This is a genomic window from Tepidibacter sp., from assembly GCF_025210165.1.
In the GTDB taxonomy this organism is placed as follows: Bacteria; Bacillota; Clostridia; order Peptostreptococcales; family Peptostreptococcaceae; genus Tepidibacter_A.
Map to the genome: position 1 here is coordinate 31,861 of NZ_JAOASI010000076.1, position 12,135 is coordinate 43,995.

Consider the following 12,135-nt stretch of genomic DNA (forward strand, 5'->3'; position numbering starts at 1 on the left):
TAATTATATTAAATTAAAATTATTTTCCAAAACTTATACCTCCGCCAAGAGATGATCTTGACTTAGTACTTCCTGAACGTACTGATTTAGAGTTAGGAGAAGAACCAGTTTTTATTTTATTTGAATAGTCACTGTCTGTTCTAATCTTATTCTCATTTTGAAATTGAGTGCTTTTATAATATCCTCCGCTATAACGTTTGCTATCAGCCTTATAATAACCATTTAATCTATAAGAGTCATCATAAAATACTATTATATTTCTACGATAAGGCCTATATAAGCTGTGATAACCGTTTTGGTGAATATACTTTCTTGAAGAAATTTGAACATAAGTTTTTAAATCTTCACCCTTATATATCAATATATAGTAATCATCATATGTAAGTTGTATAGATTCTTTATTGTCTAAGTCAGTATAATAGTCTGGATTTTTTTTAGCAATTATATATAAGGCTGTATCATGTACACTCATATTTGTTGTATAAATATTTGCTTTTTCAGATGAATTATACTTTCCTGTTATGCTTGTAAAATAATTAAATTTAGAGTCTTTTTCAATTGTTTTTGCTATTGATGAAGGGTATAAAAATATTGATATTGCTATTAAAAATATAGCTACAATAAAAATATATTTAATGTGATTTCTATTCATTTGTTATACCTCCTTTCTATTTTAATAAAGCAAAACTTAATTCAGATACAGTTTAACTACGAGGATATATTTCAATGTTATAGTCTTCAATCCATCTACCTATACTCATTTCTATTTCACCATTCCAAATTTCAATGCAAAGAAGATTTTCATCGTCTTCATCACTGTATTCATAATAATCTACTTGTTCTCCTTTTATAGCATTAATATTACCTTGTAGATCCTCTACAATTGCATCACTACCTTCTTGCATATAATATTTAATATTTTTATAAGTATATACTTTAAGAGCTGTGCTAGTAATTGCAACGACTTCTTCATATAAGCTTATTTCAATATCATCATCTTGTTCTATACTCAACCAATAAGTTTTTCTACCATCTTTTAGTTTATATTCAGTCCATCTCCAACCGTGATCATTATACTTAATCAAACCTTGAACCTCATAATCGAGTTCATCAATACTTACAATATCTCCCACATGTATATTCAGTAAATTTCTTGTATCTTGCGGTATATTATTCATATTTTTATTGGCCGTAATCAATCGTTTAAGTCTATTAAATATGCCTATTTTAATCATCTCCCAACATTAATAATAAGGTATATTTAGAATTATATATTTATCTACATATAAAAACAACAAAATACTAAACATAATCAATTATTTATTGATAATAATAAATACGTTTGTTAAAATACTTAATATAAACATTTATTATATTATATGGTTTGTGAAATGTGATAAATGTAATGACATTTAAAAATAAGGGGGATAACAAATGAAAAAATTGTATGTAGTACTAGTATTAATTTTATCATTAGCATTTACTGGATGCAAAAGCACAGATGTAAAAAATGAAAATAATACAGTACAAAATAATGAAAAAATGAAACAAGGAGAGTTAGTAAAATTTGATTATGAAATTTATGGTAATAACTATGAGGTTACATTTGAAGAAGCTCCTAAAAGAGCTGTTACAATGTCCCAATTTATGACAGAAATGCTTTTAGCATTAAATCTTGAAGATAGAATGGTGGGAACTGCTTTTATGGATAATGAGATTTATCCTGAGTTTAAAGATGCTTATGAAAAAATACCTGTACTTTCTGATAAATATCCATCTAAGGAAAAGTTATTTTCTGTAGAACCTGATTTTGTATCAGGATGGACATCTGCGTTTGATGAAAAAAGAGTAGCTTCAGCTGATGAAATGATAGAAAATGGAATAAAACCATTTTTAGCTAAATCGATATCAGGAAATGGTTCTCTTGAAACTGTTTATCAAGATTTTGAAGATTTAGGAAATATATTTAGAGTTGAGCAAAAAGCTAATAAAGTAATTTTAAATATGAAATCACAAATAAAATCAATTCAAGATAAGATAGGAAACATATCAGAAGAAGAAATGGTAAAAGTTTTTGCATACGATTCAGGTGAGAAAGAACCTTTTATTGTAGCTGGTGGAGGTGTAAGTGGAGATATTATAAGGAAGGCAAAAGGTAAAAATATATTTGAAGATATTAAAAAAGGATATGCAACTGTATCTTGGGAAGAAGTAGTTGAAAAAAATCCAGCTATAATAGTAATTGTTGATTATGGAGATACAGATTATGAGACAAAATTAAACTTTCTTAAAAACCATCCTGCTTTAAAAGAGTTAGAAGCTGTAAAAGAAAATAGATTTGTAAAGATAAGTCTTGCAGATATGTCACCGGGTATAAGAAATGCAAAGGCTATAGAAAAATTAGCGAATGGTTTTTATCCGGAAAAGTTCTAGTAATATGAGAATTTTTAATAAGAGAAGATATTTTGTAATATTATGCTCGGTATTGATTATAGGGTTTTTATTATCACTCATAGCTTCTATTAGTTTAGGGTCTGTGAATCTTAATTTTGGTGAGGTTTGGAAAATTATAGTCAATAAACTATTATATAAAGAAGTATTTAAATGTACTTGGAGAAAATCTACAGAAAATATAGTATTGAACTTAAGATTACCAAGAACTTTATTGGCTATGATTGGTGGGGCAGGTCTTTCTCTTTGCGGTATAATGATGCAAGCCTTAACTAAGAATTCTTTAGCTGATCCTTATATTTTAGGAATATCATCTGGAGCATCTACAGGAGCAGTAATAGCGATAGTATTTGGAAGTTTTAGAGTATTTGGAGTAGATAGTGTATCAATAGCAGCCTTTATGGGGGCTCTTCTTACAAGTTTAATAGTATTCGTATTAGCTAGACAAAATGGTACTTTTTCTTCTACACGCCTAGTATTAACAGGAGTATCAATAGCAGCTCTTTTTTCAAGTATAACTAGCTTTATAATATTTACAGCTCAAGACTATTCAAAGGTTCGTGAAGCAATATTTTGGACTACAGGAAGTTTAGGAGGAGCTAAATGGGATAAGCTAATATTACCTTTTCTTGTACTTATTATTTGCTATTTATTTATAGTTGTATTTTCAAGAGGATTAAATAGCTTGCTATTAGGAGATAGCTCAGCAATAACTTTAGGTGTAGATATAAAATTTTTAAAGAATACAATCATGTGTTTAGCTAGTGTATTTACAGGTATTTTAGTATCAATAACAGGTATTATAGGATTTGTAGGTCTTATTGTACCTCATATAGCTAGAAATTTAGTGGGATCAGATCATAAAAAAGTAAGTACAATATCTATTTTAGTAGGGTCAATATTACTTATATGGGCAGATGTTCTTGCTAGAATTATGGCAAGACCGGAAGAAATTCCAATAGGAGTAATTACATCGTTTTTAGGAGCACCTTTTTTCTTGTTTTTAATTAGAAGAAGTTCCTATTCTTTTGGAGGAAAAAATGGCTAGTTTAAAAGTTTGTGATTTAGAATTTTCTATAGAGGATAAAAAAATAATTGATAATATAGATTTATGTGTAAAGGAGAATAAGATTGTTGGCCTTATTGGTCCTAATGGATGTGGAAAGTCAACATTTCTTAAAAATATATATAGACTATACAAGCCAGATACAGGAGTTGTGTATTTAAATGGTGTCAATATACAAAATTTAAATAATAGGGAAATTGCAAGGAATATGTCTGTTGTATTTCAAGAAAGTAATCATCAATTTGATTTTACCGTTAAAGAAATAGTATTAATGGGTAGATACGCTCATAAAGGTTTGCTAGATGCTAATACAAAAAAGGATGAAGAATTAGCTCTTGATTCTTTAGAAAGAGTAGGACTTGAAAATTTCTATAATAGAAGTTTTTTAAGCTTATCTGGAGGGGAAAAGCAGAGGGTTTTAATAGCAAGAGCATTGACTCAAAATGCAAATATGATAGTACTTGATGAGCCTACTAATCATTTGGATATAAAATACCAGCTTCAAATAATGGACATAATAAAATCTTTGCAAATAACAACTCTTGCAGCTATACATGATTTTAATATTGCCGCTAATTACTGTGATTATATATATGTTATGAAAAATGGTAAAATAAAATGTTTTGGAATACCAGAAGAAATACTAACAGAAGATATGTTTAAAGAGGTTTTTGGAGTTAAATCATATATGTTTAAAAATCCTTTTACTGATAAAGTTCAGATATCTTTTTATTCTGATAAAATTTAGTATATAGAGATTTAAAATAAGGATATAGGGAATACCTATATCTTTATTTTAATTAATCTACATAAATCATTTTTTTGGTCATACCACCATCTATAATTATATTTTCACCATTTATAAAATCATTTTTTTCATCAGTTAAAAATAAACATGTTCTAGCTATATCTTCAGGTTTTCCAACTCTTAATGATGGATGTTGTTTATGGTCTATATCTTCTAATTCGCTGTAGTTATTATTTTGAATCCAACCAGGACTTATACAATTAACTGTAATATTATTTTCACTTAAAGAAATTGCAAGAGCATGAGTTAATGATACTATCCCTCCCTTAGAAGCTGCATAAGCTTCAGAATTTGGTTCAGACATAATATATCTTGTAGAAGCAATATTTACTATTCTTCCATAATTAGTGTTTTTATTATATTTTGCAAATTCTTGAGCTGTGATAAATGCACTTCTTAAATTGACGTTTATAATAGTATCCCATTCGTCTATAGTTAATTCATATAATGATTTAAATTTACTTATTCCAGCATTATTAATAATAATATCGATTTTTTTATATTTATCTATGATAAATTTGAACATATCAATTATTTTTTGGGCATTATTCAAATCTATTTTATAAAAGTGTGCATCAAATCCCAAGTTTTTATATTCCTTTTCTAAAATCATACCGTTTTTTTGATCAATATCTGATAATATAACCTTTGCTCCTTTTTTACAGTATTCTTTTGCTATTATTTTTCCTATACCATTTGCTGCTCCTGTTATTAAAACTATTTTATCTGAATAAAACATCATTTCCTCCTATTAAAGTGCATTATTAATATATATTTTTAATATGAAATTATAATCATCTTCGAATTATGGATAAGTATAATTTTCGTTATATACACTTTAATTGTACATACTTATTATTTGAATGTGAAGTATGCACTTTTATGTTATATAGTATACTAAAGTATACTATATAACAATAAAACCACATTTCAAAATCGAAATGTGGTTTTCATTGTTATTGTTCTTCTCTATATTGAGGTTCTTCATTTTTTACATATTCAACTCTGCCTTCAAGTTGTTGTACCATATCTTCAGCAGTTTGTGATAGCTGATTAAACATTTGTTTTGCATTTTGATCATCAGTATCAAGTGCAAAAGTTTTAAATTGTGATGCTAAACCTTTAGTTCCTGCTAATGCTTGTTCTAATTTATTTATTGTACTCATTAAAAAGCCTCCTTTTTTATTTCATTATTAATTAGTGTTTCCTTTTTTTAAAAAATATATAGCAATAATAAAAAGTTAGTTATAGAATATTTGTCCATTTATTAACCTTTAGGCTTAAATATTAATGATGCCATAAATCCGAAAATTATTGCACAAGAAATTCCTGCACTAGTAACTTCAAAAATTCCTGTGAGAACACCTATTACACCCGTTCGCTTTGCTTCTGCTAAAGCGCCTTTAACCAAGGCATTTCCAAAACTTGTTATTGGAACAGAAGCACCTGCTCCTGCAAATTTTATTAAAGGCTCATACCAACCAAGTCCTCCAAGGATTGCTCCTATTACAACTAGCGTACTTGTTGTATGAGCAGGAGTAAGTTTAAATACATCAATCATAATTTGTCCAATAACACATATTGATCCACCTACTAAAAATGCCCAAATGAACTTTTCCAATATTTAAACCTCCTTTTAAGTCATTTCTATAGATACTGCATGAGCTATACAAGGTATACTTTCTTTTTGTTGGTACGAAATAGGAGACAATAAAGCACCTGTTGCTATAATTAATATTCTTTTTAATTCACCTTTTTTCATACGATTAAGAAAGTGTCCATAAGTTACAGTAGCACAACAGCCACATCCACTACCACCTGCCATAACAGGTTGATCTTCTTTATATATCATTCTTCCGCAATCTGTAAAAATTTTAGGTGGGATTTTTAGCCCATGTTTAATTAATAGATCTCCTGCAATTGTATGTCCTATTTTTCCAAGGTCTCCAGTAGCGATAATATCATAATAAGATGGATCAATATTTAAATCTCTAAAATGAGCTTGAATTGTATCAACTGCTGCAGGTGCCATTGCTCCTCCCATATTAAATGGATCAGAAAGTCCCATATCTACAACTCTTCCAATAGTAGCTGATGTAACGCGTGGACCTTTACCTTTATTTGACAATAAACCTGTTCCAGCTCCAGTTACGGTCCATTGAGCTGTTGGAGGTTTTTGAGAACCATACTCTGTTGGATATCTAAATTGTTTTTCTGCTGAGGCGTTATGACTAGATGCACCTGCTAAAACATAGTTTGCAGCTTTACAATCAATCAACAAGCTACCTAAAGCAAGTCCCTCAATAGCACTAGAACAAGCCCCGAATATACCCAGAAATGGTGCTCCTAGAGTACGAGCAGTAAAAGAACTTGAAATAATCTGATTCATTAAGTCGCCACTTATAAAAAATTGAATATCTTCTTTTTTTAATCCTGATTTTTGAATTGTCTTTTCACAAGATTGTTCTAACAGTTTTTTTTCTGCTTTTTCATAACTGTCTTGTCCTAACCATATATTGTCATGAAGAATATCAAAATCCTCAGCTAAATTACCCTGTGCTTCAAAAGGACCGCCAACAGCAGAAGAAGAAATTATAACAGGTTTTGAATCAAATACCCATGACTGATGTCCTTTTAACATTTACATCCCACCTAACCATTTAATAGTAATTTTAATAAGAGCAACTACAAATGCTGAAAAAACCCCATAAACAATTACTGAACCTGATAATTTAAACATATTTCCGCCTACGCCTAAAACATATCCTTCACTACGATGTTCAATAGCAGCAGAAGCCATAGTATTAGCAAAACCTGTAATAGGAATAATAGTACCACCACCAGCCCATTGAGCAATATGATCATATACACCAAATCCAGTAAGCAAAACTGAAACTATAATTAAAACTGCTGTTGCTGGATCTCCTGCTGTTTTTTCTGTAAAATTGAAGTAGTTGACAAATATCCATTGTAGCCCTTGACCTATAGTACAAATAAATCCACCAACAATGAATGCTCTAAAACAATTGCGAAAAACTTTTCTCTTTGGTTCTCTAGCTTTTGCAAAATCTTGATATTCTTGTTGGATAGGAGTTAGTTTTTTCTTTTTTTTATTAGACATTTAATCATCACCCTCTAATGTAATAAATAAGGTTCTAGTTTTTTTACAATACTTTGAAGTTTTTGTGCATCATTTGAATACATATCTTTTGTTTTTGGGTTTTGTGTTTCTAATGCGAAACTAAGAAGGTCAGCTTGAGTTTTTTCAAGGTTAGCATAAATCAATTCTTTTACTTGGGGCTTAGGAATTTGTATAGAGTCCTCAAAAAGATCTACATATAAATCACCAGAAGAATCAACCTGACCAATAAAAACATTATCTAGAGATACACCTAGACTTTCTAATTGTGTATTTAACCACCCGTGGTTTAAGCCTCTATTACTTAGAGCTTCATCAATTATATTTCCATCTAAGATTACTGTTTGAGATTCAGTTTGTGGTGATACTTGTTTGCCTAAATCATGAGGTGTAATCGGGGTTTTGTATGATTTTAGCAACATATTAATTTCACCAGTTGTTTCCATTAGAGCAAATTCAACATCCATTAAATTAAATACATTTTTAGATCTTAATTCTCTTAATAGCTCTTCTCCTGTGAATCTTACTTGACTTAAATTTTCTTCCATAACTTTTCCGTTTTTTATTAAAATTGTCTCTTTTCCATACACCCAATCGTGAATTAATTTGCTTGATAAACATAGATAATCTAACCCTATGGTAAATAAAAGCCAAACCCCTAGAGCAACAAAACCAAATGCTAAATTGTTAATTATATTTGTTGAAATTAAAGCAACTAAAATTGCAATTACAGTATAACTAACAAAATTAAACGATGTCATTCTAGCTAATTGCCTTTTTCCAATGATTCTGATAAAAAGTAAAGTTAAAAAAAATAAACCTACTGATCTAATTAATATTTCAATCCAAGTTTTCATAATTACCTCACCTAATAACCTTTGTATTGTGGTTCCTCAAATTCTAAAACTTTTATCCTTTCTTCTAAGTCATTAATTATTTCATTGGTTATATTCAAAGCTTCTTTATATATTTCTTTTGTTTTTTTATCTTGAGATTGTATTGAATATAATCTTAAAGTACTTTGAGTACCTTTTAAACTAGCTAAAGTTTGCTTTACTTTAGCGCCAACAGACATTAATATCATCCTTTCTAATGTAAATTACTTTATATCTATTTTTTGCAATTATTCATTATTAATACATATATATATAATTTTAATATATTGAAATAATTTCCATATGATGCTTTTCAAAAAATGAATACATTAATTTTTATAAGTATATAATACAAAATAGGATTGAGGTGAAATTATTGAATATATCATATATGCTTAACTCAACAATTGAACTAATCATTGGTTTTTTTGCATTACTTATAATTACTAAAGTTTTAGGAAAAACTCAAATAAATCAAATTACTCCCTTTGAATTTATATCTTCACTAGTATTGGGGGAGTTAGTAGGTAATGCCGTTTATGATAAAGATATTAATACCTTTTATATTTTATATACAGTTTTCTTATGGGCTTTATTGTTATATATAATTGAAATGTTGACAGAAAAATTTAAAATAACAAGAAGTTTTTTCGAAGGAAAACCTTCTATTTTAATTAGAAATGGGCAAATTGATTTTAATGAATTAAAAAAAGAAAAGATAGATATAAATGAATTACAAAGTTTATTAAGGTCAAAAGATACATTTTCCATTCGGGAAATTCAATATGCTATTTTAGAAAGCAATGGCTCAATTAGTATTCTAAAAAAATCCAAATATAATAATCCTACAAATGAAGATTTAAAATTACAGGAAAAACCTGTATATTTACCGATTACTTTTATACTAGATGGAGAAATTTTATGGGATAATATCAAAGCTTGTGGATTTGATGAAAAATGGCTAAAAAAACAGCTTCATGAGAACAAAATAAATAAAATAAAAGAAGTTATTTATGCTGAATGGAAGAAAGATGAAGGGCTTCATATAATACAAAAAAATGATAATAGTGAATAAATAAAAGATTTTTAAAACATGGTAAAAAAAGATTTTTTAAAATTTATAAATAAAACTTCTAAAAAAAGAAAAACTAATATTGATTAAAAAAAGAGGAGGTTTTAATTTTGAAAGTAAGAGATATAATGACAAGTGATGTATCATATGTAACAGTAAATGCAGATATAACACAAGTAGCAGATATTATGAAATCTTTAGATGTTGGAATAGTTCCTGTTTGTGATGAAAATAAAAATCCTATTGGAGTAATAACAGATAGAGATATAGTTTTAAGAAGTATTTCTGACAATAATCCTAATCAACATGTGGGAAATATAATGAGTAGAGACATTATAAGTGTAAATTCTGATACTGATGCTCATGAAGCAGCAGCACTAATGGCACAGAATCAGATAAGAAGATTACCTGTAATTGAAAATAACAAGATTGTTGGAATTCTGTCATTAGGTGATTTAGCAAATGTAAATATACATGTTAATGAAGCTGGTGAAACTTTAAGCTCAATTTCAAAACCAGGTAGTGGAATGAAATAAAAAAATATGAAGGTTAATGAAAGAGAGCATTTGCTCTCTTTTTAATATTCTAAGGTATTATAAATCTTTTGTTCTGTGGATAACTTATTAAAATAATATATAAACTTGAATCTATGAATAATTTGTCGAAATATGACAGTTGTTTTTGAGAAGCACAGAATCATTAAAGACATAAGGAATTGATTTAGCGAGGAGGCAAAAATTTTTACTTTACAGGAAACTAAAAAAAGGATGCCATAATAAAGTAAGGTTTAGAGTGGTCGGAGTACCCATAAATAGTAGGTATAAAGAATGATTTTTTGAAATGAATGAAATTATTATTAAAGAAACTATAAAATTTATACGAAATTAGTATATAATATAAATATATAAAATATAAGTATATAAAAAAATTTAAATCGAAATTAAAATATGTAATTTAAAAAAATAATACACTTAAAAGATTTATGACTACAATTATATCATAAGGATTGTTCTGTTAATAATAGAGGGGTCCTTTTTTATTACATAAGAGAGTAAATATATGGGGTTGATTTATTATAATTATTTACTAGAAATAGGAGTTGAATATATGAAAAAATATATGAAGGTAGTTAAAAGATTAATATTGTGTTTGTTATTTTTTTCGATGATATCATTTACATATGCTGAACCGAAAAATAGAGTATTACCTATGAATTTAAATAATAATGTTTTATTAAAGTACGATATTAGTTCAAAATTTCTACTCAAATACAATATTTTAATTCATAAAAACCTTACTTTTTATAAAAGTCATAAATTGTTAGTATTGATTCTAATTGGAATGTTCATTATAATGGGTTCTTTAATTGTTTTACTGATTATGAATATTGAAAAAAGAAAAATTCAAGAGAAGAAAATAAAGAAATTTGCGTATTACGATATATTAACTGGATTACCTAATAGAACGTATTTAAATGAAACACTAAAAAATGAATTAGAGGTGGCAAAAACTTCTGGAATTGGAGGAGTAGTTTTCTTTATTGATGTTGATAATTTTAAGATACTCAACGATACTTTTGGACATGGATTTGGGGATGAAATTTTAGTAGATATTGGCAAACGTTTTAAAGAATTAGTTGGTGAGGATAAATTTATAGCGAGATTGGGCGGAGATGAATTTATTATTCTTTTAAAGAATATAAATGATAGAACAGTAATAGATAATATACTTAACGAAATTGTAAGTAGCTTTGAAAAGCCTTTCTACATTGAAGAAAAGGAGTTTTATTTAACGATAAGTATAGGAGTAACTCTTTATCCAAAAGATGGAGATAATTTAGATGAATTACTTAAAAATGCTGATACTGCAATGTATAGGGCAAAGGATTCAGGTAGAGCAAGATATGTATATTTTGAAAAAGATATGAACGAAAAATCTTTTGAAAAAATGCAAATGCAAAATAAATTAAGAAATGCTATAGAAAATGATGAACTTGTATTATATTATCAACCTAAAGTTGATTTAAAAAATAATGAAATTATAGAATATGAAGCTCTAATTCGTTGGATTAGTCCTGACTATGGTTTTGTTCCTCCTGACAGATTTATTAGTATAGCTGAAGAAAGTGGATTAATATCAAAACTTGGTGCATGGGTATTTGAAAGAGCGTGTGAATTTAGTAAAAAAATTAATAATAATTCTAAAGAGAATATAATTGTATCTGTCAATGTATCAGTAGTAGAGTTGATGAATGTAAATTATATATCTACTATAAAAAAGATTCTTGAAAAAATCGAAGTTAATCCAAAATCAATTGGAATTGAAATAACGGAAACTGCTTTAATGGAATCTTTTGAAACTAATGAAGCAATTTTAAATGAATTGATTGAACTTGGCATACAAGTATCATTAGATGATTTTGGAACAGGGTATTCCTCACTTAATTATTTGAAGAAAATACCTACTAATATATTAAAAATTGATAAGTCTTTTGTTGATGATATAAAAAATGATGAAATAGATGAGACTATAATAAAAGCAATAATTGAAATAGCCCATAAACTTAATTTAGAAGTTGTAGCTGAAGGGGTAGAAACAGAAGAACAAAAAGATAAGCTTAAAGAATATAAGTGCGATCAAATACAGGGGTACCTGATAAGTAAGCCACTACCTGAAGACGATATATTTAGAGAAGTTTTTTCTGCTTAATAATGGATTAAATAA

The 12,135-nt window shown here is 27.8% G+C and carries 15 protein-coding genes; 6 read left to right on the top strand and 9 right to left on the bottom strand.

Annotated features, from left to right (window positions below):
* Positions 1-19 precede the first annotated feature (19 nt).
* Positions 20-652 carry a hypothetical protein gene (locus N4A48_RS12770; RefSeq protein WP_293666565.1) on the bottom strand — a complete coding sequence of 211 codons (633 nt, stop codon included), beginning with the start codon at positions 650-652 and terminating at the stop codon, positions 20-22.
* A gap of 52 nt (positions 653-704) precedes the next feature.
* A complete protein-coding gene (locus N4A48_RS12775; protein ID WP_293666567.1) occupies positions 705-1,178 on the bottom strand; it encodes a DUF4178 domain-containing protein in 474 nt (157 codons plus the stop codon).
* A gap of 256 nt (positions 1,179-1,434) precedes the next feature.
* Here N4A48_RS12775 and N4A48_RS12780 point away from each other — a divergent pair, with 256 nt between their 5' ends.
* From N4A48_RS12780 to N4A48_RS12790, 3 genes are read left to right on the top strand one after another with little or no spacing between them, the layout of a single operon-like run.
* Entirely contained in the window at positions 1,435-2,433 is a 999-nt protein-coding gene (locus N4A48_RS12780) for an ABC transporter substrate-binding protein (RefSeq protein ID WP_293666569.1), read from the top strand.
* 4 nt (positions 2,434-2,437) lie between these two features.
* Entirely contained in the window at positions 2,438-3,499 is a 1,062-nt protein-coding gene (locus N4A48_RS12785) for a FecCD family ABC transporter permease (protein ID WP_293666571.1), read from the top strand.
* Entirely contained in the window at positions 3,492-4,265 is a 774-nt protein-coding gene (locus N4A48_RS12790) for an ABC transporter ATP-binding protein (RefSeq protein ID WP_293666573.1), read from the top strand. The genes N4A48_RS12785 and N4A48_RS12790 overlap by 8 nt, the downstream gene beginning before the upstream one ends.
* A gap of 52 nt (positions 4,266-4,317) precedes the next feature.
* Here the strand turns inward: N4A48_RS12790 and N4A48_RS12795 are convergent, their stop codons facing one another.
* From N4A48_RS12795 to N4A48_RS12825, 7 genes are all read right to left on the bottom strand, one after another.
* Positions 4,318-5,064, bottom strand: a complete 747-nt coding sequence (locus N4A48_RS12795) for an SDR family oxidoreductase (RefSeq protein WP_293666575.1) — start codon at positions 5,062-5,064, stop codon at positions 4,318-4,320.
* Between the two features lie 217 nt (positions 5,065-5,281).
* Positions 5,282-5,491, bottom strand: a complete 210-nt coding sequence (locus tag N4A48_RS12800; protein ID WP_293666576.1) for a DUF1657 domain-containing protein — start codon at positions 5,489-5,491, stop codon at positions 5,282-5,284.
* A 101-nt stretch (positions 5,492-5,592) separates the two neighbouring features.
* Positions 5,593-5,946, bottom strand: a complete 354-nt coding sequence (gene spoVAE, locus N4A48_RS12805) for a stage V sporulation protein AE (RefSeq protein WP_293666577.1) — start codon at positions 5,944-5,946, stop codon at positions 5,593-5,595.
* 15 nt (positions 5,947-5,961) lie between these two features.
* Positions 5,962-6,966: a stage V sporulation protein AD gene (spoVAD, locus tag N4A48_RS12810; RefSeq protein ID WP_293666578.1), complete on the bottom strand. Its 1,005-nt coding sequence runs from the start codon at positions 6,964-6,966 to the stop codon at positions 5,962-5,964.
* The gene (spoVAC, locus tag N4A48_RS12815) at positions 6,967-7,446 is read right to left on the bottom strand and encodes a stage V sporulation protein AC (protein WP_293666579.1); all 480 of its coding nucleotides are present in this window, start codon (positions 7,444-7,446) and stop codon (positions 6,967-6,969) included.
* A gap of 14 nt (positions 7,447-7,460) precedes the next feature.
* On the bottom strand, positions 7,461-8,321 hold the full coding sequence (locus tag N4A48_RS12820; RefSeq protein WP_293666580.1) for a DUF421 domain-containing protein: 861 nt from the start codon (positions 8,319-8,321) through the stop codon (positions 7,461-7,463).
* Between the two features lie 11 nt (positions 8,322-8,332).
* Positions 8,333-8,539, bottom strand: coding sequence for a DUF1657 domain-containing protein (locus N4A48_RS12825; RefSeq protein WP_293666581.1), 207 nt, complete (start codon positions 8,537-8,539; stop codon positions 8,333-8,335).
* A 176-nt stretch (positions 8,540-8,715) separates the two neighbouring features.
* Here N4A48_RS12825 and N4A48_RS12830 point away from each other — a divergent pair, with 176 nt between their 5' ends.
* The 3 genes from N4A48_RS12830 to N4A48_RS12840 all read left to right on the top strand — a co-directional run bounded on the left by N4A48_RS12830 (position 8,716) and on the right by N4A48_RS12840 (position 12,120).
* Positions 8,716-9,414: a DUF421 domain-containing protein gene (locus tag N4A48_RS12830; protein WP_293666582.1), complete on the top strand. Its 699-nt coding sequence runs from the start codon at positions 8,716-8,718 to the stop codon at positions 9,412-9,414.
* Between the two features lie 107 nt (positions 9,415-9,521).
* Entirely contained in the window at positions 9,522-9,947 is a 426-nt protein-coding gene (locus N4A48_RS12835; protein WP_293666583.1) for a CBS domain-containing protein, read from the top strand.
* Between the two features lie 571 nt (positions 9,948-10,518).
* Positions 10,519-12,120 (top strand): putative bifunctional diguanylate cyclase/phosphodiesterase, encoded by a 1,602-nt coding sequence (locus N4A48_RS12840; RefSeq protein WP_293666584.1) that lies wholly within the window; start codon positions 10,519-10,521, stop codon positions 12,118-12,120.
* The last annotated feature ends 15 nt before the right edge of the window (positions 12,121-12,135 follow it).

Coding starts and splice junctions, on each gene's coding strand:
- N4A48_RS12780 (WP_293666569.1), top strand. CDS start 1,435: ATGAAAAAATTGTATGTAGTACTAGTATTAATTTTATCATTAGCATTT.
- N4A48_RS12775 (WP_293666567.1), bottom strand. CDS start 1,178: ATGAATAATATACCGCAAGATACAAGAAATTTACTGAATATACATGTG.
- N4A48_RS12795 (WP_293666575.1), bottom strand. CDS start 5,064: ATGTTTTATTCAGATAAAATAGTTTTAATAACAGGAGCAGCAAATGGT.
- N4A48_RS12840 (WP_293666584.1), top strand. CDS start 10,519: ATGAAAAAATATATGAAGGTAGTTAAAAGATTAATATTGTGTTTGTTA.
- N4A48_RS12825 (WP_293666581.1), bottom strand. CDS start 8,539: ATGTCTGTTGGCGCTAAAGTAAAGCAAACTTTAGCTAGTTTAAAAGGT.
- N4A48_RS12790 (WP_293666573.1), top strand. CDS start 3,492: ATGGCTAGTTTAAAAGTTTGTGATTTAGAATTTTCTATAGAGGATAAA.
- spoVAC (WP_293666579.1), bottom strand. CDS start 7,446: ATGTCTAATAAAAAAAAGAAAAAACTAACTCCTATCCAACAAGAATAT.
- N4A48_RS12785 (WP_293666571.1), top strand. CDS start 2,438: ATGAGAATTTTTAATAAGAGAAGATATTTTGTAATATTATGCTCGGTA.
- N4A48_RS12770 (WP_293666565.1), bottom strand. CDS start 652: ATGAATAGAAATCACATTAAATATATTTTTATTGTAGCTATATTTTTA.
- spoVAD (WP_293666578.1), bottom strand. CDS start 6,966: ATGTTAAAAGGACATCAGTCATGGGTATTTGATTCAAAACCTGTTATA.
- N4A48_RS12800 (WP_293666576.1), bottom strand. CDS start 5,491: ATGAGTACAATAAATAAATTAGAACAAGCATTAGCAGGAACTAAAGGT.
- N4A48_RS12820 (WP_293666580.1), bottom strand. CDS start 8,321: ATGAAAACTTGGATTGAAATATTAATTAGATCAGTAGGTTTATTTTTT.